The 26,245-nt window shown below is 63.9% G+C and carries 21 protein-coding genes; 1 reads left to right on the top strand and 20 read right to left on the bottom strand.

Translation table 11 applies throughout. The features are described from left to right. Positions 1-243 precede the first annotated feature (243 nt). The 8 genes from ABIA40_RS22235 to ABIA40_RS22270 all read right to left on the bottom strand — a co-directional run bounded on the left by ABIA40_RS22235 (position 244) and on the right by ABIA40_RS22270 (position 8,128). A complete protein-coding gene (locus ABIA40_RS22235) occupies positions 244-984 on the bottom strand; it encodes an ABC transporter ATP-binding protein (protein ID WP_404543260.1) in 741 nt (246 codons plus the stop codon). After that, positions 981-1,829 carry an ABC transporter ATP-binding protein gene (locus ABIA40_RS22240; RefSeq protein ID WP_198399649.1) on the bottom strand — a complete coding sequence of 283 codons (849 nt, stop codon included), beginning with the start codon at positions 1,827-1,829 and terminating at the stop codon, positions 981-983. The genes ABIA40_RS22235 and ABIA40_RS22240 overlap by 4 nt, the downstream gene beginning before the upstream one ends. Continuing rightward, positions 1,829-3,652: an ABC transporter permease gene (locus ABIA40_RS22245; protein ID WP_271542104.1), complete on the bottom strand. Its 1,824-nt coding sequence runs from the start codon at positions 3,650-3,652 to the stop codon at positions 1,829-1,831. The genes ABIA40_RS22240 and ABIA40_RS22245 overlap by 1 nt, the downstream gene beginning before the upstream one ends. Positions 3,653-3,706: 54 nt before the next feature. After that, a complete protein-coding gene (locus ABIA40_RS22250) occupies positions 3,707-4,864 on the bottom strand; it encodes an ABC transporter substrate-binding protein (RefSeq protein WP_275497129.1) in 1,158 nt (385 codons plus the stop codon). A gap of 58 nt (positions 4,865-4,922) precedes the next feature. Further along, positions 4,923-5,498 carry an alkylhydroperoxidase domain protein gene (locus tag ABIA40_RS22255; RefSeq protein WP_404543262.1) on the bottom strand — a complete coding sequence of 192 codons (576 nt, stop codon included), beginning with the start codon at positions 5,496-5,498 and terminating at the stop codon, positions 4,923-4,925. An 11-nt stretch (positions 5,499-5,509) separates the two neighbouring features. Then, the gene (locus ABIA40_RS22260) at positions 5,510-6,109 is read right to left on the bottom strand and encodes a CMD domain protein (protein WP_404546311.1); all 600 of its coding nucleotides are present in this window, start codon (positions 6,107-6,109) and stop codon (positions 5,510-5,512) included. 38 nt (positions 6,110-6,147) lie between these two features. Continuing rightward, entirely contained in the window at positions 6,148-7,185 is a 1,038-nt protein-coding gene (locus tag ABIA40_RS22265; RefSeq protein ID WP_271542108.1) for a putative FMN-dependent luciferase-like monooxygenase, read from the bottom strand. Between the two features lie 160 nt (positions 7,186-7,345). Next, entirely contained in the window at positions 7,346-8,128 is a 783-nt protein-coding gene (locus tag ABIA40_RS22270; protein ID WP_271542109.1) for a MetQ/NlpA family ABC transporter substrate-binding protein, read from the bottom strand. 331 nt (positions 8,129-8,459) lie between these two features. On the opposite strand from ABIA40_RS22270, the gene ABIA40_RS22275 reads away from it, so the two are divergent. Continuing rightward, on the top strand, positions 8,460-10,247 hold the full coding sequence (locus tag ABIA40_RS22275; protein ID WP_157281966.1) for a peptide ABC transporter substrate-binding protein: 1,788 nt from the start codon (positions 8,460-8,462) through the stop codon (positions 10,245-10,247). A 287-nt stretch (positions 10,248-10,534) separates the two neighbouring features. Here the strand turns inward: ABIA40_RS22275 and ABIA40_RS22280 are convergent, their stop codons facing one another. The 12 genes from ABIA40_RS22280 to ABIA40_RS22335 all read right to left on the bottom strand — a co-directional run bounded on the left by ABIA40_RS22280 (position 10,535) and on the right by ABIA40_RS22335 (position 26,243). Beyond that, positions 10,535-10,813 (bottom strand): DUF2934 domain-containing protein, encoded by a 279-nt coding sequence (locus ABIA40_RS22280; protein WP_404543264.1) that lies wholly within the window; start codon positions 10,811-10,813, stop codon positions 10,535-10,537. Between the two features lie 142 nt (positions 10,814-10,955). Beyond that, positions 10,956-11,141 carry a hypothetical protein gene (locus tag ABIA40_RS22285; RefSeq protein WP_246732151.1) on the bottom strand — a complete coding sequence of 62 codons (186 nt, stop codon included), beginning with the start codon at positions 11,139-11,141 and terminating at the stop codon, positions 10,956-10,958. Then, entirely contained in the window at positions 11,138-11,299 is a 162-nt protein-coding gene (locus ABIA40_RS22290; RefSeq protein WP_157281972.1) for a DUF2934 domain-containing protein, read from the bottom strand. Before ABIA40_RS22290 ends, ABIA40_RS22285 begins: the two co-directional genes overlap by 4 nt. A 223-nt stretch (positions 11,300-11,522) precedes the next feature. Next, complete coding sequence (locus tag ABIA40_RS22295) at positions 11,523-12,698, bottom strand: Gfo/Idh/MocA family protein (RefSeq protein ID WP_271542111.1); 1,176 nt, start codon at positions 12,696-12,698, stop codon at positions 11,523-11,525. Positions 12,699-12,713: 15 nt separating this feature from the next. Next, complete coding sequence (locus tag ABIA40_RS22300) at positions 12,714-13,769, bottom strand: sugar phosphate isomerase/epimerase (RefSeq protein ID WP_271542112.1); 1,056 nt, start codon at positions 13,767-13,769, stop codon at positions 12,714-12,716. A gap of 145 nt (positions 13,770-13,914) precedes the next feature. Next, a complete protein-coding gene (gene mdoH / locus ABIA40_RS22305; protein WP_271542113.1) occupies positions 13,915-16,035 on the bottom strand; it encodes a glucans biosynthesis glucosyltransferase MdoH in 2,121 nt (706 codons plus the stop codon). Further along, positions 16,023-17,528, bottom strand: coding sequence for a glucan biosynthesis protein G (locus ABIA40_RS22310; protein ID WP_271542114.1), 1,506 nt, complete (start codon positions 17,526-17,528; stop codon positions 16,023-16,025). The genes mdoH and ABIA40_RS22310 overlap by 13 nt, the downstream gene beginning before the upstream one ends. Positions 17,529-17,827: 299 nt before the next feature. Then, positions 17,828-19,375, bottom strand: a complete 1,548-nt coding sequence (locus ABIA40_RS22315) for a tetratricopeptide repeat protein (protein WP_271542115.1) — start codon at positions 19,373-19,375, stop codon at positions 17,828-17,830. Positions 19,376-20,496: 1,121 nt separating this feature from the next. After that, positions 20,497-20,934 (bottom strand): hypothetical protein, encoded by a 438-nt coding sequence (locus tag ABIA40_RS22320; protein ID WP_271542116.1) that lies wholly within the window; start codon positions 20,932-20,934, stop codon positions 20,497-20,499. A 282-nt stretch (positions 20,935-21,216) separates the two neighbouring features. Further along, on the bottom strand, positions 21,217-22,935 hold the full coding sequence (locus tag ABIA40_RS22325; RefSeq protein WP_404543266.1) for a PHA/PHB synthase family protein: 1,719 nt from the start codon (positions 22,933-22,935) through the stop codon (positions 21,217-21,219). 103 nt (positions 22,936-23,038) lie between these two features. Continuing rightward, positions 23,039-24,415 (bottom strand): sigma-54-dependent transcriptional regulator, encoded by a 1,377-nt coding sequence (locus ABIA40_RS22330; RefSeq protein ID WP_404543268.1) that lies wholly within the window; start codon positions 24,413-24,415, stop codon positions 23,039-23,041. After that, a complete protein-coding gene (locus ABIA40_RS22335) occupies positions 24,405-26,243 on the bottom strand; it encodes an ATP-binding protein (protein ID WP_404543270.1) in 1,839 nt (612 codons plus the stop codon). The genes ABIA40_RS22330 and ABIA40_RS22335 overlap by 11 nt, the downstream gene beginning before the upstream one ends. Positions 26,244-26,245 lie beyond the last annotated feature (2 nt).

Here is a 26,245-nt window from a genome sequence, read left to right on the forward strand (position 1 = left end):
CCGCTTGCGGGCAGGGTTATCGCATATGAGAATTCTTCCCCGCGACCATCCTTCGAGACGCCCGCTTTGGGCGGGCTCCTCAGGATGAGGGCGGAGTGCGCGGCGACAGTTTCAACGAGCACTGACGCCGATGAGCCTCATCCTGAGGAGGCGCGTCAGCGCCGTCTCGAAGGACAAGGCGTGCGCGCAGGCCGCCGCGTCATATGCGATAGCCTTGCCTGCGTGCGGGAGAGGTCGAGGCGCCTATGCCGCCTCGGAGCCGCCGAGATAGGCGTCGCGGATGCGGGGGTCGTCCTTCAGTGCGCGCGCGGGGCCAGACAGCACGATCTTGCCGGTCTGCAGCACATAGGCCTCGTGCGCGATCTCGAGCGCGAGGCTGGCGTTCTGCTCGACCATGAACACCGAGACGCCCGCCTGGTTGATGCTGCGGATCAGCTCCAGCACGCGATCGACATAAAGCGGCGACAGGCCCATGGTCGGCTCGTCCATCACGATCATGCGCGGGCGGCTCATCAGCGCACGCGCCATCGCCACCATCTGCTGCTCGCCGCCGGACAGCGAGCCGGCGCGCTGCGACAGCCGCTGGCCGAGCTTCGGGAACAGCGTCAGCATCCTGTCGAGATCCTGCGCTATGGCGTCGCGGTCGTTGCGCACGAAGGCGCCCATCAGGATGTTCTCGCGCACGCTCATGTCGGCGAACAGCCGCCGCGCCTCCGGCACCGAGGCGATGCCGCGGCGGACGATCTGCGGCGTGGTGAGCCCGATCAGCGAAGCGCCGTCGAACGTCACCTCGCCCGATCGGGGCTTCACCAGGCCTAAGATGATCTTCATCGTCGTCGACTTGCCGCTCGCATTGCCGCCGAGCAGGCAGACGATGTGGCCGCGCGCGACCGTGATCGACAGGTCGAAATGCACCTGGGCCTGGCCGTAGAAGGTGTTGACATCAGACAAAGCCAGCAGCGGTTCGGGAGTAGAGTTCGTCATGCCGCGCTCTCCTGCTCCGCCGCCCCTGATAGCCCGTGACCGAGATAGGCCTCGATCACCTTGGGATCGGTTCGCACCTGCTCGCCCGGCCCTTCCGCGATCTTCTTGCCCTCGTCCATGACGATGACGCGGTCGGACAGGCGCATCACCATCTCCAGCTTGTGCTCGATCAGCAGGATGGTCAGCCCTTCGGCTTTCAATTCGGCGACGAGCCCCTGCATCTCCGCGGTCTCGGTCGGGTTCATGCCGGCGGTGGGCTCGTCGAGCAGAAGCAGCCGCGGCTTCAGCGCGAGCGCACGCGCGATCTCGACGCGGCGGCGGTTGGCATAGGAGAGGCTATAGGCGGGCTGGTCGATGCGCGGCAGCAGCCGCTCGCCGAAACGGGCGAGGATCGCTTTGACCTCCTCACGCAGCCGCTCTTCCTCGGCCCTGACGCGCGAGGGACGCAGCAGGGCCAGACCCAATTCCAGCAGCGGACCGATCACCGGCACGGCCGGCTTCACGGCGCGCAGCCGCGTGTGCGCGCCGATCAGGACATTGTCCATGACGCTGAGATTGCCGAACACGCGGCCGAGCTGAAAGGTGCGCGCGATGCCTTCGGCCGCGAGCCGCTCCGGGGACAGGCCGGTGATGTCCTGCCCTTCGAAGCTGACGGTGCCGGCATCGGGCCGGTCAAGCCCGGTGACGAGATTGAACAGCGTCGTCTTGCCGGCGCCGTTCGGGCCGATGATGCTGATCAGTTCGCCCTTGGCGAGATCGAGGTCGATCGTATCGACCGCGGTGAGGCCGCCGAAACGGCGCGTCAGGCCGCGCAGGGACAGCATGGCGTGAAGCTGCTTCTCCATCAGACCGTTCCCAACAGGCCCTGCGGCCTGAACCGCACCAGCAGCAAGAGAACGATGCCGTAGATCAGGATGCGATACTCCGCCGCGATCCGGAACACCTCCGGCAGGCCGACCAGCGCGACCGACCCGACAATCGCGCCGACGACGTTGCCGAGGCCGCCGAGGATCACGACGGTCAGCGCCAGGATGGATTGCTGCGTGTTGAAGGTCTCGTGGTTGATGTAGGAATAAAGATGCGCGGCGATGCCGCCGCTGACGCCGGCGGCGAAGCCGCCGAAGATGAAGGCGATCGACTTGTAGCGATTCAGGCTGAGGCCATAGGCGCGCGCGGCGATGTCGTCGTCACGGATGGCACGAAAGCTGCGGCCGAGATGCGAGGTGAGCAGCCGCCCCTGCAGCAGCGCCAGCACGACCATCACCGCAAGGCTGAACCAATAGACCGAGGTCGGGCTGATCAGGTCATAGCCGAATAGAGCCAGCGGCGGAATGCCGGAGATGCCGATCGGGCCGCGCGTCACGCTCTCCCAGTTCAGGATCACCAGCGCCACGATCTCGCCGATCGCGAGCGTCGCGATCGACACGTAATGCCCGCGCAGGCGGAAGGACGGCGAGATCAGGAGCGTGCCGAGCGCGGCGCTCATCAGGCCACCACCGATGACGGCAAGTCCGGCCGGAACGGCCAGCGTCAGCGACAGCAATGCGGAGGTGTAGGCGCCGATCGCAAGCAGCGCAGCATGCCCGAGCGAGACCTGCCCCATCGTGCCCGCAACCAGCGTCAGGCTGAGCGCGAGCATGCCGAGCAGCCAGGCGTTGATCAGGGTCTGGAGCACGTAGAAGGACACCGGAAACAGCGGCAGGATCGCAAAGCCGGCAACGGCGGCCAACAGCGCCCAGCGCGGAATATTCACCGGGCGGCTCGGCGCGATGAACGTGCCGGTGAGCGGCTCGGGCGGCGCCTGCCGTGCGCTGACGAACAGGCCGTTCGGCCGCAGCACGAGCACGACGACGAGCAGCAGGAACGCGAACAAATTGCGGTAGCTGGTGCCGAGCACGGCGACGCCGTAGCTCTCGACGAGGCCCAGCAGCAGGCTGCCGATCACCGCGCCCGGCACGTTGCCGGCGCCGCCGACGACTTCCGCGACGACGCCCTTGAGCGTCGCCTGAAGGCTCATCGCCGTATCGATCTGGTTGTAGTACATGCCGACCAGCATGCCGGAGACGCCGCCCAGCGCCGCCGCGATACCGAACACGGCTTGATTGACCCGGTTGACGTCGACGCCCATCTGCATGGCGGCGTCGCGGTCCTGCGCGGTGGCACGCACGGCCCAGCCGAGCTTGGTGTAGCGCAGGAACACGAACAGCAGCAGCGCACTGGTGAGGCCGACGCCGGCAATGAGCAGATCAAGCGGCCCGATCGTCCCGCCACCGACCTGGAAGCGGACATCGGGCAACTGGCTCGGCAACGCGCGCGGATTGGGCGAGAAGATCAGCATCACCAATTGATCAAGCACGAAGCTGATGCCGATGGTCGCGAGCAGCGGCGCGATCCGCACCGAGTTCTGCAGCGGCCGCAGACCGAACCGCTCGATGATCAGACCGACGATCGCCGCGGCCACGGCGACCACGATGATGGTGAGAGGCAGCGGCGTGTGCAGCTGCACCACCGCGATCCAGCCGATATAGGCGCCGACCAGATAGATCGAGCCTTGCGCGAAGTTGATCAGCCGGCTGACGCCGAAGATCAGCGCGAGCCCGACTGCAACGAGCGCGTAGACATTGCCGACGATCAGCCCGTTGATGGTGTGGTCGAGCCAGGAGGACACGCAGCATTCCTAATCAGGGAGAAAGCGGCCGGAGCGATCGCTTCGGCCATCACATCAGGTCGGCTTGCCGTCCCACAGCGCGAACTGGCCCTTGCGCACGACGAGTTCGGCGTTCATGGCGCCCTTGACGCGGCGGCTCTCGACGTCGAACGTCGCCTTTCCGAAGATGACGCTGGAGACGTCCTTCACCTTGGCGAAGGCATCGCGAATGGCGCGGCGGTCGGTGCCGCCGATCTTCACCACGGCAGCGGCCATGTTCATCGCGTCATAGGAATAGGCGTTGAAGGCGTCGGGCTCCTGCCCGTTGTACTTGGCCTTGAAGCCCTCGATGAACTTCCTCACCTCGGGCCGCGGATCTTGCGGGAAATAGCGCGTGCCGAGATGGACGTCCTCGACCGCCTCGCCGCCGAGCTCGATGAATTTCGGCGAGTACACCGAGCTGGCCGCGCAGATCGTCTGCTTCAGGCCGACTTGGCGCGCCTGGCGCGCGATCAGCGCGCCGTCGGAATAATAGGAGATCAGGATCAGCCCGTCCGGGCTGGCGTCGCGCACGCGCACCAGGGTGGAGCGGAAGTCGCGTTCCTCGGCGATGTAGCCCTCGGTGATCGCGACCTCGGCGCCGTATTCTTTGGCCGCCTTGACGAAATGATCGCGGCTGGTGCGGCCCCAATCGGTGTTGAGGTGCAGCACCGCAAGCTTCTTCAGGCCGAGCCGTCTGACGGCGTAGGACGCCAGCAGCGGCTGCTCGTCGGCCTGGCTCACGGACGTGCTCCACATGAAGTCACCGCCCTTGGTGAAGTCGGGGTGCGAATTGGTGAAGCCGAACTGCACCAGGCCGCCGCGCTGATAGATCGGGGAGGCCGCCATCGAGGCGGGACTGGAGAAATCGCCGAGCTCCATGACGATGCGAGGGTCGGAGACGAATTTCTGGGCGATCGCGACCGACTGGCGCGGATCGCTCTGGCTGTCCTCGAACTGGTAGGCGAGCTTGCGGCCGTTGATGCCGCCGGCGGCGTGAATCTCGTCGAGCGCGAGATCAAAGCCCTGCTTCCACTGCGCGCCATATTGCGCGTTCGGTCCCGTGAGGGGGCCGCTGACCCCGAGCAGGATCGGCTCGGCGGATTGCGCCAGTGCGGCGCGCGAGAAGGCTGTGCCCGCCATCATGGCGGCGAGCGAGCCTTTGACCAGGGTACGGCGATCGATGTTGCTCATTCACGGCTCCATCCATTCAATGTTGATACAGCAGCAATTCTCGTGCCGGTGAGATTGCCTATTTCGAGGGCTCGCCGAGCGACAGCATCAGCCGGTTCGCCCAGTTGAAGAACGCGGCGCCGTTGATGACGTCGACGATCTCGGCGTCGTCGAGATCGGCGCGGCGCAGCTCGGCGATATTGTCAGGCCCGAATGCGATCGGCGTTGCGGCCAACGCCACCGAGGCCTTGACCACCGCATTCCAGCGCTCGCCGAGATCGGCCCCAACGCCCTCGTCGAGCAGGCGCTGCACGTCGTCGCGGCGCTTGGAATAGGTGCTGGCGAAGCGCGCATGCACGGAGGCGCAATAGATGCAGCCGTTGAAGCGCGAGGTCGCGGCAGCGGCGAGCTCGCGCTCGGCGCGCGGCAGGCCGTCGGCGACGTTGTAGAAGATGTCCTTGTCGGTCTTGGTGCGGGCTTCCAGCACTTCGGGATCGCGCACCAAGAGACGAAAATATTCCGACTTGGCGCGGGCGCGGTCGACGAGGCCGGCGTAGTGCCGCTCGGTCAGCTCGGCCTCGGGCAGCGGGTCGATCCACGAGACCCAGCCGAGCTCGTCCTGGGTGAAGACGACTGGCGGATTGACGGTGCTCATGATTGGGCCTGCTACGCGCTTGCGGCGGCGAGCGTGCGCAAGCCGCTGACCACACGGACCTGGAACGACAGGAATGCAACGAGCTGGGACAACGTGACGATGCCGGTGGCCGACCAGCCCGCGGCCAGCAGCGCCTTCATGTCGGCGGATGCGGCGTCGCGCGGGTGGAAGACAAGGAGATGCGCGTGCTCCAATGCTGCGACTAGCCTGGCGCCGAGGACAGGCTTGCGCTCCGCGCTGACGCGATAGATCAAGCCGGCCTTGTTCTCGATCGACAACGGACCGGCCGGATAGGCGCCATATGGACCCGAAGTCTTGCCGCGCTCGATCTCGGCGTTGATCGCATCGAGCAGAGGCGCGCCATCCGCGTTTGCGGCGAGCTTGTCGCGATAGAAGGCGGAAACGGGGGACTCGCCGTGGAGCCCGGTCACGAAGGCCGCGACCGCGGCGCGTTCGGTAAGCGAAATATCGCCGGCGTCGACCGGCTCGAACAAAGCGAGATAGCTCTTCTGCGCATTCTCGCGCGCCTGCAGGCGGCGCGCGCGGATGGCGTCGAGCGTGGAGCCGGGCTCGATGCCGGCGAGCGTGTCGATGATATCTTTCGGTGCCATCATTCAGCCTCGTGCAACGCGACTCTATTCATTTCCGGCTAGCCTGCGAGGGCAACGTCTTTGGCGGCCGTCCGGGCCCAGCCCAGCACTGGGGCGACCTTGTCGGCGACGAGCTCGATCGAGCGCAGGACGTAAGGATGCGGCGCATCCACTGAATGTACCTGAAAGACGAGATCGGTCACCCGTTCCAGCGTGGACTCGGCACGAAGCGAGGCGATGACGTGGTCGGCATCGCCGACATGGGTGTCGAACGCGGTGATCATCTCTTCCAGTGTCTCGCCCGGCGGAAGGTGTCCGCCCTTCATGAATTGCGGCAGCGCGCGGCGCAGTCCGATATCGGCGAGGCGCAGCGCCTCGCGATGGTCGTCGGCAACGAAGATGCTGCGCGAGGCCATGATGCGCGGCTCGCAGCCCGGCGGCAGCGCTGAGAGATAGGCGTCGATGATCGGGTTCTGGATTTCGGCGAGCGTCGCGTTCGGCGCATCCTTGGCCCGCGGCTGCGTGCGCGAGAGCAGGAGGCCGTCGCCGGCCTTGCCTGCGCGGGCGCCGCCGGCAACGGAGAACGTCGCCTGCCAGATGCGCTTATCCAGTTGCGGCCGCTGCGGATAGAGCGTGTCGCCGCCATCGAGCGGCTTGCCGGTCAGGGCCTTGCGCACGATGTCCAGATTGCGGGCAAAGATCTCGTTGCGCTGGGCGCTGTCGAGGCCGAAGGCGGCGAAGGCCGACGGGTTGCCGCCGGTGCCGACGCCGAGCTCGAAGCGGCCGTTGCAGAGGAGATCCAGCACCGCGGCGTCCTCCGCCACCCGCACCGCGTTCTCCAGCGGCAGGGTGACGATGCCGGTGCCGAGGCGGATGCGCGAGGTCTGCGCGGCGACATAACCCAGGAACGTGAAGGGCGATGGCAGGCCGCCCTCGCGCTCATGGAAATGATGCTGCGCGATCCACGCGGAATCGAGCCCGGCCTTTTCGGCGCGCACGATCTGCTCGGCGGCGAAGCGATAGCGGTCCGCCGCCGGCGCCTCGTCGAGCAGCCGCGTGAAGAAGCCCAGGCGTTTCAGGTTGGCAAAGCGTTTCATACGATCCCTGTCGGGCGAGGATGGGTCCCGATGATGTCGGTTGCCGCAGCTCCCGACAAGCGGGCATTACGCAGGGCACATACGCAAGATTCCTGCGCAAGGCTGATCGCAAGGCTGCCCGCCGGATCGCCTTGATGTGGACTCTGGGCAGGCAGATTGCCTACCAGCTCGGCAGCACCGCGCCCTTGAACTTGGTCAGGACGAACTCCTTGACTTCAGGCGTGTGATAGCTGTCCACGAGGATCTTGACCCAAGGCTTGTCCTTGTCGGCGCTGCGCACCGCGATCAGGTTGACATAGGGCCCCTTCGGATCCTCGCGCAGGATCGGATCCTTGACCGGATCGAGGCCCGCCTGGGTTGCATAGTTGGTGTTGATCGCGGCGGCATCGACGTCGTCGAGCGCGCGCGGTGCCTGCGCCGCGTCGACCTCGATGAACTTCAGCTTCTTGGGATTGTCGGTGATGTCGAGCACGGTCGGCTTGAAGCCGGTGCCGTCCTTCAGCTTGATCACGCCCTTGTCGCGCAGCAGCAGCAGCACGCGGCCGCCATTGGTTGGATCGTTCGGGATCGAGACCTTGCCGCCCGCGGGGATGTCGCCGAAGGCCTTGTGCTTCTTCGAATAGACGCCGATCGGGAAGTTCACGGTCAGGCCGACGGATTCGATCTTGTAGCCGCGGTCGGCCTTCTGGTTGTCCAGGTAAGGCTGGTTCTGGAACGAATTAGCCTGGATCTCGCCGGCATCGAGCGCCGCGTTCGGCACCACGTAATCGGAGAACTCCAGGAGCTGGATGTCGAGGCCCTGCTTGGCGGCGATCGGCTTCACGGCTTCGAGGATCTGCGCATGCGGCCCGGGCGTCACGCCGATCTTGATGGTCTCGGCCGCGGCTGCGGCGGACCATGCGGCCAGCACGGCAGAGAGAATCAGGGGAAAGCGAAACGACATCTTGGTCTCCTTAGGTCTTGCGGCAACGGAACCGTATTCCCTTTTCTGCGATGCGAAATCAATGAAATGGAAATCCATATTGGGCGCGGCTCGGGGCCAGCCTTTCTCCAATCGGCCGCAAACGGAAAACGAATGCAGAGTGCGACAAAGTGCGCGCGTAACCCGGACGAAGCGCCGCGCAAGCAGGGCTGCTGCCGCTCGTGGCAAGAAGCCCGGATTGCACTTTCGTTCCATCCGCAGCCGGGCCGGCGTCCTTCTCTTTGACTCCACCACGCCCGACGTGCTGAGTTAGCGCGCACTGAGCCGGTGGCGACGAAGTGGGGATCATCCAATGAACGAGAACGAAATCCGCAATCTGGTCGCAGAGGTGAAGCAAGGCACGCTGTCGCGGCGCTCGTTCATCAGGACAATGGCCGCGGTCGGAATCGCAGCGCCGATCGCGAGCCAAATCCTGGTCTGGCACGACGTCGCAATGGCTGACGCCACGCTGCCGTACAAGCCGGCCAAGGCCGGCGGCGGCGGCACGCTCAAGATGCTGCTCTGGCAGGCGCCCACGCTGCTCAATCCGCATTTCGCGCTCGGCACCAAGGACCAGATCGCCTCGCGCATCTTCTTCGAGCCGCTCGCCGGCTGGGACAAGGAGGGCAACCTCATCCCCTGCCTCGCCGCCGAGGCTCCGACCAAGGCGAACGGCGGCCTTGCGGCCGACGGCATGAGCGTGATCTGGAAGCTGAAGCGAGGCGTGACCTGGCATGACGGCAAGCCCTTCAGCGCCGACGACGTCGTCTTCACCTGGCAATACGCCGCAGATCTCGCCACCGCGGCCTACACCACGGGCTCCTACAAGGACATCAAGGTCGAGAAGATCGACGACCACACCGTCAAGGTGATCTTCCGGGCGCCGACGCCGTTCTGGGCCGATCCGTTCGTCGGCTCGGTCGGGATGATCCTGCCGAAGCATCATTTCGGCGAGTATGTCGGGGCCAAGTCGCGTGAAGCGCCGGGCAATCTGAAGCCGGTCGGCACCGGCCCGTACAAATTCGTCGAGTTCAAGCCGGGCGACATGATCCGCGCCGAGCGCAATCCCGACTATCACATCAAGAACCAGCCGCATTTCGATATGCTCGAGATCAAGGGCGGCGGCGATGCGGTGTCTGCGGCGCGCGCCGTGCTGCAGACCGGCGAATACGACTTTGCCTGGAACATGCAGGTGGAGGAGGAGGTCCTCAAGCGCATGGAGGCCGGCGGCAAGGGCAAGCTCGACATCACGCCTTCCGGCAATGTCGAGTTCATCATCCTCAACACGACCGACCCCTGGACCGAGGTCGACGGCGAGCGCTCGAGCGTCAAGACCAAGCATCCGACGCTGTCCGATCCCGCCGTTCGACGCGCCATCAATGTTCTGATCGACCGCGATTCGATCCAGAAGTTCATCTACGGACGCGCCGCCATCGCCACCGCGAGCTTCGTCAACGCGCCCAAGCAGTTCAAGTCGCCGAAGCTGAAATACGAGTTCGACATCGACAAGGCCAACAAGATCCTCGACGAGGCCGGCTGGACCAAGGGCGCGGACGGCATCCGGGAGAAGGACGGCAAGAAGCTCAAATACGTATTCCAGACCTCGACCAACGCGCCGCGCCAGAAGACGCAGGCCATCATCAAGCAGGCGTGCCAGAAGGCCGGCATCGACATCGAGATCAAGGCGGTCACCGCCTCCGTGTTCTTCTCATCCGACGTCGGCAATCCCGACACCTACTCGAAATTCTATGCCGATATGGAGATGTACAACACCACGCAGCCGCAGCCCGATCCGGAGCGCCTCTTGAACCAGTGCGTGTCCTGGGAGATCGCCACCAAGGACAACAAATGGCTCGGCCGCAACAATTCGCGCTATTCCGATCCCGAAGCCGACAAGGCCTACAAGGCCGCGCAGAACGAACTCGATCCGGTCAAGCGCGCCGCGCTGCTGATGAAGGTCGACGAGATCTTCTGCGAGGCCAACGTGTTCCTGCCCCTGCTCTCGCGCCACGTCGTCAACGCCGGCGCCAACAATTTGATGATCGACATCTCCGGCTGGGACACCATCACGTGGAACCTGGCGGCGTGGTATCGGACCTGAGGGGCTCGTGAGCGCGCCTATGGTTGCAGCGCAGCGCGGGATTCAGATCGCGATGCCGAATCCCGTCCACTGTGTGCTCCAGATCACAGCGGAATCGCGCACCATCGCCTACAAAGATCGGGCATGGCCGCAAACAAGGTAACGGCGGTACGCACGAGGCTGGGAAGACGATCAACAGCTACGGACTTTGCGAAGCCGTCAGGATGAAGAATCCGGCGGCTTTTTCCTTGCTTTGCGCGAGCGGCACCCGCGAGACCGCGTGCAGCGGGCACGGATCCCGCCTGGCGCTATGAAGCGCCCGAGCCCTTCTTCTCCTCACGCTCTTCCTCGATCTGGCGTTCGGCTTCGAGCCAGAACTCCAACTCGCGATTGATCGGCCGTCCCGCCTGCTCCCAGAGCTCATAGGCGCGTGTGCGCACCTTGCCACGGCGCATCATGCGAAGCAGCTTTCGTTTCAGTTCCTCGGCGAAGCTCCTGAAGCGTTGCCCGGTGGTTTCGTCCCTGACGAGCGAAGCCGCTCGCGTTGCGAGTTCGATCTGGTGCTCTAGCTTCTTCTGTTCGTCCACCGCCGAAACTGCCGTGGGAAAGGGTTCTTGTCGGAGCCGTGCGGAGACTAAATTCCCTTCCCCGACGGTCCGTTCCCTGAGGTGCGGCGTTTCGGAAAGGACGAAGGTCGCACCATCAGTCCAGCCGAAGCCGCCGGCGCCGCTAGTGCCACGTCGTGTCGGCTTCGACGACCACCACCCTGATTTCAGGATCCTCAGTCGTGTTGCAGGTGCAGGGCATGCCCTCGCCGCAGCGGCAGCCGCCGAGCTTCTCGCTCCAGACCCGGAGCGGATGGTTTTCGCAGACCCATCCAAGACCTTGGCAGAATGGGCAGGCCTTGTCGGTCACAGCGTATCCGGCGTCCGCAGCGTGTTCGACCCGTCCTCGTTGCGCAGCTCCTGCTCCGCCGCGTGCCAAAATTCCTCCTCGCGGCCTTCGGGCTTGCCCGCCTGCTCCCACAATTGGTGCGCGCGTTCTCTGATCTCTTGCTCGGTCGGCTCGGACAATTGCACCTCCTGCTTGGAAGCACGGCCCCACCCTGGGGGGTATGGGGGGCTTGGAGGCGGGGCCGTGCAGGCCAGCGATCGGCGGCGATGCTGACCCGCGGAGTCAAGTTTCAACCATGTGCAAGAGTTCCTACACGTCTGCCCGTGCCGGATGGCCGGCTTGTCCCGGGGCGTGCATGCCTTTCCACCCGGCATTGCGCCGATGTCGGATGCACGTGGGCCGTTACGTCATCCGAACCCAGACGCCATTACCCGCGGACGACTTCACCGCAGCATCGATCAACTTCACGCCGGCAAGGCCATCCTCGACCGTCGGGAAGACGACATCGGGATGCGGCTTTTCACCGGCCGCTGCCGCGCGGATGGCGCGCGCCGCCTCGGCATAGATCGTTGCGAAGCCTTCAAGGTAGCCCTCGGGGTGCCCCGATGGAATGCGGCTAACGCGGGCGGCCTCGCCCGATGCGCCGGCCCCGCCGCGGGTCAGGAGCTGCCTGGGCTTGCCGTAGGGTGTGAACCACAGGTGGTTCGGATTCTCCTGCGCCCATTCGAGGCCGCCTTTGCTGCCGTAGACGCGCAGCGTGAGCCCATTCTCATTACCGACGGCAACCTGGCTCGCCCACAGCATGCCCTTGGCGCCGCCCTTCCACTTGAGGAGAATTTGCACATCATCGTCGAGCCGCCGCCCCTCGACGAAGGTCGACAATTGGGCAAGCAATTCGTCGAGCTCGAGCCCGGTGACGAAGCAGGCAAGATTGTAAGCATGGGTGCCGATGTCGCCGATGCACCCGCCGGCGCCGGACCGGGACGGGTCGGTGCGCCACGCCGCCTGCTTCTGGCCGCTGGTTTCCAATGGCTCGGTCAGCCAATCCTGCAGATACTCGACCTTGACGAGACGGATCTCGCCGAGATCGCCATTCGCGACTATGGCGCGCGCCTGCCGGACCATGGGATAGCCAGTGTAATTGTGCGTGACGACGAAGACCCTGCCGGTCTTCCTGACCAGCGCCACCAGTTCCTCGGCCTCTGCAACGGTCGTCGTCAGCGGCTTGTCGCAGATGACGTGGATGCCGGCTTCGAGGAAAGCTTTCGCGACCGGGCTGTGCAGGTGATTGGGTGTCACGATCGAGACCGCCTCGATGCCATCCGCTCTCGCCGCTTCAGCCCGCGCCATCTCCTCGAAAAAGCCATAGGCCCGGCCGTCAGCGATACCGAGCTCCTTTGCGGAAGTCTTGGCGCGAGCCGGATCCGACGCGAGCGCGCCGGCGACCAGCTCGAACTGGTCGTCGATGCGCGCGGCAATGCGGTGGACTGCACCGATGAAGGCGCCCTGGCCCCCGCCGACCATGCCGAGGCGGATACGGCGATGGCCGCCGGTTTCATTGCTTGCTTCGATCGCCATGTTGCACCCTCTCTTTTAGGAGATGCCGAGCATCTTGCGGTTGGCAGCCGCGTCAGCGCCGCTGCCTGCGAAATCGTCGAAAGCTTTCTCCGTCACCCGGATGATATGGTTTCGGATGAACTCGGCGCCCTCGGCCGCGCCTTGCTCGGGATGTTTCAGGGCACACTCCCACTCGAGCACCGCCCAGCTGTCGTAATCGTATTGCGTGAGCTTGGAGAAGATGGCGCCGAAATCGACTTGACCATCGCCGAGTGAGCGGAAGCGGCCGGCACGGTCGACCCAGCTCTGGAACCCGCCATAGACGCCCTGGCGACCGGTCGGATTGAATTCGGCGTCCTTGACGTGAAACGCCTTGATGCGCTGGTGGTAGATGTCGATGTAGTCGAGATAGTCGAGCTGTTGCAGCACGAAGTGCGAGGGATCGTAGAGCAGGGTCGCGCGCGGATGATTGTTCACCCGCTCGAGGAACATTTCGTAGGAGACACCGTCGTGGAGGTCCTCGCCAGGATGGATCTCATAGGCGAGATCGACACCGTGCTCGTCGGCATAGTCGAGGATAGGCCGCCAGCGCCTGGCGAGCTCATCGAAGGCAGTCTCGATCAGGCCGGCGGGACGCTGCGGCCAGGGATAGACATAGGGCCAGGCAAGCGCGCCGGAGAACGTCGCCTGCGTACTGAGCCCGAGCCGCCGGGACGCCAGGATGGCGCGCTTGACCTGATCGACGGCCCATTCCGTGCGGGCCTTGGAATTGCCACGCACGTCCGGCGCTGCGAAGCCGTCGAACGCCGCATCATAGGCCGGGTGAACGGCGACGAGTTGGCCTTGCAGATGGGTCGAAAGCTCGGTGATGGAAAGGCCGTGACGAGCCGCAATGCCCTTCACCTCGTCGGCATAGGCCTGAGACTCCGAGGCCTTGTTCAAGTCGAAGAGCCGCCCATCCCAACTCGGAATCTGAATCCCCTTGTAGCCAAAAGAGGCGGCCCATCCGCATATCGCATCGAGCGAATTGAACGGCGCCGCATCGCCAGCGAACTGAGCGAGGAATATCGCAGGCCCTTTGATCATCTTCATCGAGTGCTTCCTTCCTTGGACGTTTCCGGGGCGCGCTTTTCCGCGCACTTGGTTCGAGGATGCCGGCCATCAAGGGAGAGAGCAATACCGGACTATGCAACGAGAAAAGCTTCAAACGGCCGCAGGACAGATCCAGGCCGCAGCTTCATCGCTTCTGCAACACTGTGGAGAGCGCCGAACCATCGTTCAAAATCGAGAAGATTTCTCGCGAGGATAGATGCTCTGCGGCCTCCTCGAAAGTCTCGCTCGCATCGACCTTGGCACGGCCGACCGCCAGATTGGCGTCGACCGTGTCGGGTCTGATGGGACAAGGCGGCGGCAGCTGCGCGAGGTGGAAGGCCAGGAGCGCGGGGTCTTGGCGCAGCTCCACCAAGGCGGGGCTGCCCCCTAGGTCCGCGGACGCGCTGAGTTCGTTCGCTCGCCGCAGGACGGGAGGCGGCTCTCGTTCTTCCGGAGTGACAAACAATCTTCCGGAGACGGGCCTGGCGGTCAGCGCGCCTATGGGAACGGCGAACAGCAGCCCAACGATGACCGGCGACATCCAGAGCAGAAGCGGCAGCGAAACGGCGTAGGCGCTTGCAGCCATCGCAACGCCGCACAGGGTCGGAACGCCGTATTTGCGATAGAGCTCGCGCCGCTCCACCGTGCCGTCGTCGCGCCTTTGCGTCTGCCAGCCGGCATCGCGGCCGGCCAGAATCTCGATCACAGCGATCGACTGAAAGATCATCATCACCGGCGCCATCAGCGCGGACACGATGATCTCTGCGAGAACTCCGGCCGAAGCACGCAACGCGCCGCCGAACTGGCGTCTCATCGGGCCTCGCATCCAAACGAGCACGAGGCTGAGCAGCTTCGGCAACAGCAGCAACCCCATCGTGGCGACGAACACCCAGATCGCAAGCACGGGATCCTGGGCCGGCCAGGTCGGAAACAACGAGAACCCCTTCGGAAAATACTCCGGCCGCACGAAGCGAGCCTGCAGCGAGATCAGCATTCCCAGCAGCAGGAACAGCAGCCACAGCGGCGCCGTCAGATACGCTCCTATGCCCACCATGAAATGCACGCGCGATACCCAGTGGAGACCCCGCGCTGGCACGACAGCCAGATGCTGAAGATTGCCCTGACACCAGCGTCGGTCGCGCGCCGCGAAATCGAGCAGCGAAGGCGGCACCTCTTCGTAGCTTCCGCCGAGCGTCGGCAGCATGTAGATGCCCCACCCGGCGCGCCGCATCAGCGCAGCCTCGACGAAATCGTGGCTGAGGATGTGCCCGCCGAACGGCTTCCGTCCCCGAAGCTGCGGTAGCGCCGCCTCTTCAGCAAACGCCTTCACCCGGATGATCGCATTGTGGCCCCAGTAATTGCCTTCGGAGCCGTGCCACCAGGCGACGCCGGCGGCGATCATCGGTCCGTACAGGCGGCCCGCGAATTGCTGGACTCGGCTGAACAGGCTTCGTGCGTTGACGACCATGGGGAGCGTCTGAACGAGGCCGGCGCTCGGATTGCTCTCCATGGCATGGGCCAGTCGGACGATGGTCTGCCCGCTCATGAGACTGTCGGCGTCGAGCACGATCATGAAGTCGTAGGCGGCGCCGAACCGAGTGATCCACTCGGAGATGTTGCCGGCTTTCCGAGCCGTGTTGTCGGCTCGATGGCGATAGTACAGCCTTGGCGTTCCGACGGCTTGTCGCAGCGCGAGGAGCGCTTTTTCCTCGGCGACCCAGATGTCGGGATCGGTGGTGTCGCTCAGAACGTACCAGTCGAACAGCCTTCCTTGGGAGGTCGTCTCCAGGGATTCGATGATCGCGCGAAGCCGCGCCGTCAATCGGTGCGGATCTTCATTGTAGGTGGGAAGCAGCATGGCGGTGCGGCTTGCGATCGCAGGCAGCTCCTCGTCCGGCGCAAAGGCGCCCGGACGATGGGCCAGCAGCACGAAGAAGCCGGCCAGCGCGGAGGCGAACGAGAAGGCGACCCAGGCGAGCAAGACCAGGAAGAGCGCCAGCACCATGGCTTCAAGGATGGTGACGCCGCCGACCTGCAGCACGCGATACATCTCATATCCGCCGGCCCCGGTGAGCGCCGCCGTCGAGAGCAGGATGAGGCCGCGCCGCCAGGCCATGGCGGGGGCAACCGGCGCAGGAATACGGTCGGGCACCAGGCTTTTTCCGAGGTCGCCAGGAGCCATCGGAAGGGGGGCCTCCGTCGGCAGCAGGCGCTGGGTCGCGATATCGCCGACAATCGGCCGCGGTGCAGTGCTCAGGGTGCCCATCGGTAGACCCAGATTTCCGACAAAGGCTTGTCGCCTTCTGCCAGGAATGCCCGCAGCTCGATCGGCTCGCCTTTGACCCGGCACTGGAAGCTGAGCCGCCAGCCACCGGTGTAGGGATTGGGCTGCGTGACGATGTTCTTCACCTCGGACTTCTCCGCCGTCACCACGCCTTTGACAGCGGCAGGATCGACGCCCTTGAGGTTGTCGCCATGCAGATCGAGCACGAACAGGCGCGCATCTCCGCCCCTCGCCCCGATCCCGCTTCGCGTGAACCTGGCCAGCGAATGCGGCTTCGGGCTATCTGGCCCCCAATGCAGCCGATAGGTGTAGTTGTGTTCGCCCTTGGCCTGGAGCGGGCTTTTCGGCCGCCAGAATGCGGCGATGTTGTCGTGGATCTCCTCCTTGGTCGGAATCTCGAACAGCACGACGCCGCCCTCGCCCCAATCGCCGATCGGCTCCATCCAGAGACTTGGACGTTTTTCGAAACTGGATTCGATATCCTGGTAGGCGAAGAAGTTTCTTTCCCGCTGCATCAGCCCGAAGCCACGCGGATTGAGATCCTGGAAGGTGCTGATCTGGAGATCGTGGGGATTGCTGAGCGGCCGCCAGAGGCTTTCGCCCTTCCCGTTGAAGATCGCAAGGCCATCGGAATCGTGGACGGAGGGGCGGAAATCGTCGATGTCGTTGCGGTCGTTCGGACCATAAAAGAACATGCTGGTCATGGGCGCGAGACCGGCGCGCGGCATCTCGACGCGCGGGTAGACCGACATTTCGACGTCGAAGACTGTCGTCTCCCCGGGGCGCACCGTGAACCGGTAGCTCGCGGCGCAGCTCTTGCTGTCGAGCAGAGCATGGATCACCAACGATGTCGCACCCGGCGCCGGCCGCTCGAGCCAGAAGGCCTTGAAGAGCGGAAATTCCTCGCCCTTGGCTTCGCCCGTATCGATCGAAAGTCCCCGGGCGGAGAGCCCGTACGTCTGCCCCTTGGCCACGGCGCGGAAATAGCTCGCGCCCAGGAAGACGCAGACCTCGTCGTAATAGTCGGGACGGTTCATCGGCGCATGGATGCGGAAGCCCGCGAATCCGAGATCGCTGTCCTCGAACGCCGGGACCTTCTCGCCGAAGGAGAAGTCCGCCTTGCGGTACTTGAGCTCGGATGCCTTTCCGTCCGCCACCTCGAAGATGTTCACCCTGTTCTTGTAGAAGAAGCCGCGGTGGAAGAACTGCGCCTCGAACGGAAGATTCTTGCCGCGCCAGAGCGCCCGCTCGGGCAAAAAGCGGATCGAACGATACTGATCGTAATCCAGGTCCTTCAATCCGCTCGGGAGCTTCTCGTCCGGCGCCTCGTAGGGCTTGCTCGCCAGCTTCCGTGCCAGGTCCCGCACGGTGGACGGACCGAACATGTCGTCCGAAGGCGCGGCCAGACTGCATCGGGGAGCGAGCAGCAACGCCGGCAGCACTGCCGACCCTTGAACAAGCTGGCGTCGGTTCACGTGCTCTCCCTACTCGCTACTGCTGCCCCGGCCAAGCAAACGACCATCACGCACGCGAGTTCCAACCGGCCCAGTTCCACCCTCGCGCGCCGCCCGCGTGAGATCGCCGGCTGATTGCGACACGGCTTCGCATCCTCGCGACGACTTTCGCCCGAGCTTTGCTTCGTCACTCCACCCTCTGAAGAGGGCACAGGGAAGGCCCTCGGGATGAGCCGGGATGGGCAGGTTTTATGCGGTATTTCCGAATTTCGGCTCAATACCATGAATTTTGGCCGGCGCGACAGCCAAAGCCTTGCATGTCATTTCCCGGCAACGAAGTAAAAATCCTGCCGTCCCGAGACCGATCCGTAGCTGAACGGCTTTTGTGCACGATTGGTCGCCTCCATGACGTCGTCACGCACGACGTCGAACAGCCGGCGCACCTCGAGGCCGGGCTTGCGCATATTATTGACGAACGCCGTGGCGAACGGGCTGTTCCTGCCCTCTCCGTCGAGCGCCATCTCTCCGTCCTTGGCGGCATACACCACCAGCGTGCCCGCCTCGGGCTCGATCGCCGCAAGGCCGCGCGACACCGAACGGGACGCCAGCGTCATGGTGCGCTTCATCTGGTTGGCGAAGGGATTGTCGCGGCAAGCATCGAGGACGATGAGGCGCAGCCGCTTGGCGCGTTCCGCCGCGTTCAACACCTGGTCCAGCGCCACGGCTTCGAAGCTGACGTCGCGGTCGGAGGCTATCTTCGCGTCGATCGGGATCAGATAGTTGACGCCGCCGACCTCCATGCCGTGACCGGCGTAATATACCATCGCCCAGTCGGCGATTTCCGCCTGCCTTGCAAAGTCGCGCAGCGCCGCGGTCAACGCATCCTTGCGCAGATCGGTCAGCAGCGTGACGGAATCGAATCCGGTGATCTTGAGCGCTTCGGCGACGAGCGCCGCATCGCGCGCCGGATTGGCGAGCGCCGCGACATTCTCATAAGCGGAGTTTCCGACCACGAGCGCGATGCGCCTGTCATTTCTACTCGACGGTCCCGGCAGCGCGATGACCGGCGTGGTGGTGGCGGGAACGGTCTTGATGGACGTATCGTCCAGCGCTGCGAGGCGTTCGCGCGCCTTATCCATCGCCCATTTCGCGCTATCGTACTTTTGCGGGGCAGCCAGAGCTGCGTTGAAGTCGGCACGGGCCTTTGCGACCTCACCCAGCTTCTCGAACACCATTCCGCGGTTTACCAGCGCGCTCTGGTGTTGCGGATCATTGCGCAGCGACTGATTGAAATCGGCGAGGGCTTGATCGTACCTGCCCTGAAGGAGATAGATGTCGCCGCGGTTGTTGTAGGCCAGCGTCGTCCTCGGCAAAAGCCGGATCGCCTCGCTGAAATCGGCCACGGCACGCTCGGACTGGCCGGTGTCCCGATAGGACAGTCCGCGATTGTTGAACGCATAACCGTAGGTCGGGTCAATGCGAATGACCTCGGAGTATTCGGCGATCGCCCGGGCGTGGTCGCCCTTGCCGGCATAGAGCCGCCCTCGATTGAAGTAGGCGAACTTGAACCTCGGATTGATGCGGATCGCTGCGTTGTAATCCGAAAGCGCGCGCTCGGAATCACCTGCAGCGGCATAGGCCATGCCGCGGTCGTTCAAGGCGTTCAGATTGTTTGCATCGAGCCGGATCGACTGGGTCAGGTCGGCGATAGCCCGATCCACCTCGTTCCGGCGAAGCAGGGCGGCGCCGCGATGCTGCCAGGCAAGCGCGTATTTCGGATCGATGCGGATGGCCTCGCTGAAATCGGAGATGGCGCGATCGTAGTCGCCCTTGTCGCCATATTCGGCGCCGCGATTGTCGAACGCCACGGCGTCGCGCCCGCCGCTCTTTGCGATCAGCCGCGAGCACGCGGCGATGCGGTCTTCATGGCCGCGCTGCGCGCAGATTGTCCGATCGTCTGCGGCCGCACGATCAGCGGCTGCCAGAGAAGCGAAAAAAAAGAAACTGAAAACCAGTGCAATCCGATTCCGCATGGTCGCCACCCTGCTGCCGAGCCCACAATATAGATAGTGGAAGGCGGCCACACCTGTGATGGTGATCACAGAACCGTCGGTTGCCAAAGCTCGGAGCGGGGCATCAACATCACGCAGATGCGGCGGCGCGCCGCGGTCACCCCAGCCACACTTGCCATTCGCCAATCAGCCTCGATTCCAAATGCCGGGACACAGTTCCGCGTTCTCGCGGCTGAATTCGCCCGAGCTTTGCCTGGTCACTCCACCCTCTTGAGCCAAGAGGGCGCAGGGAAGGCCGGGTGCTGACATCGCACCCGCGGTCCGCTGCGCGAAATGCACACGCAGGAAGAACCGCACAGCAGCATACAGGTGGTGCCGATCACTCGGCCTTCCCTGCGCGATGGTCGGACGGCTTATGCCGCGCTCTCCCGGGAGCCGAGTTCCTTCGGGCCTCCCTCGCGCTCGCGGAATTCACCGGCGCCCGCGCCGGTTGACGCGACTACCGCCTCCGCAAGAGCTTGACCGTAGCAACGACGGCCAGGACCACACGGTTTTGCCGTACGCACGGCCCGCCATTTCGCCGCAGTATTCCCTGGCACCGTCGACAGCGCCGGAAACTTGCAAGACGAGACGAGACCTAGCAGCGCCGTTCGTCCGCGCGCGGCCGCGAGCTCACCGGGGACTACCCTCCCTGCCCGCTACCCTTCGCGCCCGACGCTGCCGCGTCCACCGCAAGCCCGGCTCGCGATCAAGACGACGACGCGATCGCCCCTCAGGATGAAGCCGGGATGGGCGGAGGTGTACGATATTTCCGAATTTCGGTAAAGGGGAATATTTTTGTGGGAAAGAGTTGACGGGTGGCGAAACAGGGTAGGATGGGTAGAGCGAAAGCGAAACCCATCGATACCGCCCGCCGTGGAACACGATGGTTTCGCAAGTGCTCTACCCATCCTACAGACCCGTCAGCCAGCGCAAGCTCATTCGATTTCAGTTACGTAGGACGTCCATTCGAACGCAAAGGGGCCGATCTTCGACAGCTTGGTTTCGCTGTCATCTCCGTTTTCGTACGCAAAGTCGGACCAACGCACGACGTCGTCGCTTCGCGACACACGTGCCGTGATAGCTCCGCAGCCAAGGTCTCCGCATTCCGGACAAACATACAGAGCTACGCGGTTACTCTCACCGACCGAAACGGCCGACGTCAGAAGTCGCGCAAGTCTGTCGTTGAGGCGAACGGCAAGCTCGGGCTCTCGTTGAGGGACTGAAAGACAACCGGACAAATCAAAGCTGGAGGCACCGGTGACGGCAAAGAGAGATTGGCCATTGACGACAAAATCGAACGTGTACCGCTCCTTCTTCGCGGGGCTTCCGCAACCGCTCCGATGAAGCACTACGAGTTCAAGCTGGTCGGACATTTCCTATCGCTCTGCGCCCAATTGCCGATCAATGCAGCGCGCGCGACGCCGCGCGCCAGCTATAGGACCAGCATAACGCAATCCGCTAGCATCGAGCCGAGTGCACGCGATACTCTGAAAAAACATCAGCTGTTTAGCTGGATTGGTAGCGGGGGAGCGCTACCGCTTTTCCCCACACCAACAAAGCCCAGGATATCTCATCCGGCGGCTCATCTCCGAAAGAACCTGGCAGAACGGCATTCTCCCTCGCCGAGCCCGGCAGACCGGCAGACCGGCAGATCTTCAGTCCGCTTTCGCCTTGACGTATCGGCCCGGGGCTGGTTCGCCTGGGGGATAGAGGTTGTTCCCGAGTTGGGTGCGGGCCGGCAGTTGCTCTCCCGACCGCGGTTCGAGCCAAGCGATCCAATCGTTCCACCAGCTGCCCGGCTTCTCGTCCGCACCCGCCAGCCATGCAGCAGGATCATCGCAGCGCTCGTCTGAAACCCAGTAGCTCCGCTTGTTCTTCGATGCCGGATTGATCACGCCGGCAATGTGCCCGCTCGCACCGAGGACGAAACGTGTGTCGCCCTTGAAGAGGCCCGTCGTCCGGTAGGCCGATCGCCATGGCACGATATGGTCCTCGACGGTCGCCAGGACGTAGGCAGGCAAATCGACCCTTCCCAAATCGACTGGCGTGCCGCACATCGTCAACTTGCCGGGCACACGGAGATTGTTCTCCAAATACATGTTGCGGATGTACCAGCAGTACATCGGCCCGGGCAGGTCGGTGACGTCCGCGTTCCAGAACAGGAGATCGAAGCGCTCGGCCGGCTTTCCCTTCAGGTAGTGATTGATCACATTCGGCCATATCAGTTCTTTCGAGCGTAATGTCTGGAAGACGAATCCTAGCTCCGCGCCGCGGTAGATGCCACCATTGCCGATCGTCAGTTCGCGCTGTCGCACGCTCTCTTCATCCACGAAGACACCGAGATCGCCGGGCTCGCGGAAATCGAGCATGGTGGTCAACAACGTCACGCTGGCGGCCGACTCATCGCCCTGCGTCCGCATGACCGCGAGTGCCGAGGACAGGATGGTTCCTCCGACGCACCAGCCGACGACATTGATTTTGTCGCTCCCCGAGATCGACTGGGTGATCTCGATGGCGCGCATGGCGCCATGCTCAACGTAATCGTCCCAGCCGAAATGCCCGCAAGAAGCGTCTGGATTGCGCCATGACACCATGAAGACCGTCAGACCGTGTTCGACCGCAAACCGGACGAAGGAATTGGCTGGCTGGAGGTCCAGAATATAGAACTTGTTGATGCAAGGCGGCACGATCAAAAGGGGACGTGCGGCCACCTGCTCGGTTGCCGGCTCGTATTGAATGAGCTGAAACAGCTCGTTCTCGAACACGACCGCGCCTTTGGACGTCGCCACGTCCTTTCCGACCTCGAACGCGGTCTCGTCCGTGATCGTCAAATTGCCCTTACCAAGATCCGCCACCAGATTGTCCAGGCCAGTCATGAGGCTCTGACCATCGGTATCGGCTGCACGCTTGATCACCTCGGGATTGGTGGCGATGCAATTGGTCGGGCTCATCGCTTCGATCAGCTGGCGCGTGAAGAAGCGCAGCCGGTGCTTTTCCTTTTCTTCCATATCGAGGGCTTCGACCAAGTCGGTGCAGTAGCGCGAATTCAGCAGGTAGGATTGCTTCAGCAGGCTGTAGAGCGAATTCTCCCGCCAATCCGTGCCGCTGAACCTGCGGTCGCCGCGCGCTGGTTGGATGCCTCCATTTCCCTTTCCGTCCGCCGCCGACGCGACGAGGTGCTCCGAGAGTTGGTACAGGCCCTTGAGATATTCAACCTGCAGCTCGGCGATGCGTCCCGAAGAAGCCAGGGACGGGTTGATCATCGCGCCGTCGTGTTCATCAATCGTCGGCCACCCCAGCGATCGCCAAAGGCTCGCACCCGCCTTCGCGAACGCGTCCACGAACTCATCAGGCATATTGAACGGCCGATCCATTGATTTCCTCACTCTGCAACCAGATTGATGTATTCGACATTGGGTCGCTTCTATCCGGCGCCGTTTTCCGCTTCCCGCCCCTAGGCACCGCCGCTCCGAAACCTCAAGTCCTGGAGCGAACGACCGAACCTTCACGGATGCCGTCGACGTTCACGGCGAGGCGCTTGATCTTGTCGTACAAGGTCTGCTTGGGGATGCCCAAGAGCGTTGCCGTTGCCTGCACGTCGCCCTGTTTGCGCCGCAGCGCGTCCTCGATGATCGATCGCTCGATGTTTTCGAGCTGTCGTGGCAGCGACAGATCCGAGGTGCCAAACCCTGATTTGTTGATCGCCTTGCCGTCGAGCACGCCCAGTACGAAACGATCGGCGACATTGCGAAGCTCGCGTACGTTGCCGGGCCAGGAATAAGCCAGCAGGGCGGACATCGTCTGCTCATCCAGAATCGGCGCATCACGCTCGAACCGCCTGGCGGCGTCCAGCGTGAAATGCTCGAACAACAGTGGAATGTCTTCACGCCGCTCTCGAAGCGGCGGCAGTTCGATGAATGCGACGCCGAGCCGATAGTAGAGATCGGCTCGGAACAGCTTCTTTTCGCTCAGATCGAGCAAATTCGTCTTGCTCGCTGCGACGACCCGGCAGTCCACGGAGATCGGCTTGTTGGTTCCGACGCGCTCGATCGACCGGTCCTGCAATGAGCGGAGCAACTTCACCTGGACGCTCAGCGGCATGCTCTCGATCTCGTCGAGGAACAGCGTTCCGCCGTTGGCGTACTCGATCTTGCCGATGCGCTGGCGGGTGGCTCCGGTGAAGGCTCCCACTTCGTGGCCGAACAGTTCGCTCTCGACGAGCGACTCGGGCAGGCCGCCGCAGTTGACGGCGACGTAGTTGCCGTTGCGCCGCGCGCTGTGATTATGCAGGCAGCGCGCGACCACGTCCTTGCCGGTGCCGGTCTCGCCATAGATCGTGACGTCGACATTGGTCGAGGCCAGGGTGGACACTAGCCTTCGCACTTCCTGGATCTGCGGAGACCGGCCGAGCAGGCTCGCCTCGATCCCCCGGCGGTCGGATAGCGCTGACCGCAGCGAGCGAACCTCCAGGGTCAGGCGTCTCTTTTCAGCCGCCCTGCGCACCACGGCAACGAGTTGCTCCGACGAACACGGCTTCTCGATGAAGTCGTAGGCACCGTTCCGCATCGCCTGCACAGCCATCGAGATATCACCGTGCCCGGTGACCAGGATTACAGGCAGATCCGGATCAAGCCTGCGCAGATCGGCTTGCCAATCAAGGCCGCTTTTGCCGCGCAGCCGCACGTCGCAGACCACGACAAAGGGCATGTCGGCGCGCACGCTTGCGTTGGCGGTCTCGACCGAGGCGAAACCCGAGACCGAGAACCCCGCAAGCTCGAGCGCCTGAACGCCCCCGATGCGGACATCCTCGTCGTCCTCGACGTAGATCACACCAATGGGTTGGTCATCGGCCATGCGAAGCCGCCTCCGTCACCTCGGCCAATGGAAGGATCACGACAAATTCGGCGCCATCAGGAAGATTTCGCCCGTGCAATTCGCCGCCGAACGAGCGCGCGATGTGGTTCGACAGCATCAAGCCAAGGCCGAGGCCCTTGCCCGCAGGCTTGGTCGTCACGAACGGCTCGAACATGCGCCTGAGAACGTCGGGGGCGATCGGGCGGCCGGTGTTGCTGATGGCGATCCGACAGCGCGCCGGGTGCCCCTCTTCCCTCGTTGCCCGGATGACGATCGACTTTCGTTCGACGCCCTCGACGGCATCGAGCGCATTCGCCACGATGTTACAAAACAATTGCTCGAGCCGCGTCTGGTCGGCAAGGACGCTGAGGTCGGCCTCGATATCCGTAACGACGCTGACACCCCCCTCCTTGACGCGAGCCGCGACTATCTTGAGCGTCTCGCTCACGGCCTGTTCGACCGAGACCGCACCAAGGGGGCTGCTCGACCTGTAGGCGAAAACCCGGAGCTGGCCAGTCAGGCGCCCGAGCCTGCTTACCAATTCGCCGATCCGGGTGAGATTGCCGCGCGCATCAGCGACCGACCCGCGATCGACCAGCAGGATGGCATTGTCGGCCGCGGTCTGCAGCGCAGCCAAGGGCTGGTTCAGCTCATGCACGATGCCGGCGGACATCTGCCCGAGAGCAGCGAGCTTGCCGGCATGCACCAATTCGTCCTGCGCCGCACGCAACTCGGCGGTTCGTTCCTGCACCCTGACCTCGAGCATGTCGTGCGCCGCCTGCAATGCAGCCTGATTAGCCAGCCTTTGCCTGATCTCCCTGCGGCGTTGCAGCACGAGACCAAGCGCCAGCAAGGCAGCGACCGAGGCAACACCCGAGAGCGCGCCAAAGATCAGCGCGGTCTGCCGGACCGGCGCCTCGTCATCGAGGAGGACGAGCTTCCAGAGTCCCCGATTGATCGGAAGCTCGCTGGCCGTGTAGGCCGCTCCATTCCCGGTAGCGATGCGTGCGGCACCGCTTTCGGACCGAGCGATGACGGTCCATCCGAGCGGCGTCAGATTGTGGTCTGCGTAAGGCTTGGAGCGCGCAATATCGTCGAGCATTTCGCGCGACAGCGGCGCGATCGGGCGATAGCGCCACGCCTCGCGCGAGGCGAGGATCGTCACACCCCGCTCGTCGAGGAGAAGTGCGTCGCCGGGAAGGTCGCGCCACCCGCGCTCGAACGAATCCAGATTGATCTTGACGACGGCGATCCCCTTGGTGGCCCCGCCCTCCTTGAGGGCGTAGGAGAGGTAATAGCCGGCCCGTGCACTGGTGATGCCGACACCGAAAAACGCGCCCCGGCCACGTTCGAGGGCTTCGCTCACATAAGGGCGATATGACAGGTTCCGGCCGACGGGTGTGCCGGGATCATCGAAGTCGCCGGCAGCCAAGGCTTCGCCCGAGACGCTCAGGACGTAGAGATTGTCGGCCCCAGCAAGCAGATTGATAGACTTCAGGTACAGGCTGACCGATTGCTGCAGCGCGGGATCGGCGGGAGCAACGAGCAGCTTGAATACGCTCGGCGATGTCTCCAGCAGCGACGGCAGATAATCAAATCTGGAGAGATAACCATCGAGCCTGGCCGCCTCGACCGCAAGCCGCTGCTGAGCGGCAACGTGCAGACGGTCGAGTCCCCGTTGGAACGCCAGGGCATAGCCGAGCCCCAACGTCGCTGCGACCAAGGCAAGAGCAGCTATTCCGCGAACAAGCCAGCGCATCGAGCTGGATGCGGTCGAACCGGCTTCATACCCGCTCTTGACCTTCACCGGGAATGAAAGCTCCGTCATCT

Origin of the sequence: Bradyrhizobium sp. USDA 223 (assembly GCF_044909005.1) — a bacterium.
Lineage (GTDB): Bacteria > Pseudomonadota > Alphaproteobacteria > Rhizobiales > Xanthobacteraceae > Bradyrhizobium > Bradyrhizobium yuanmingense.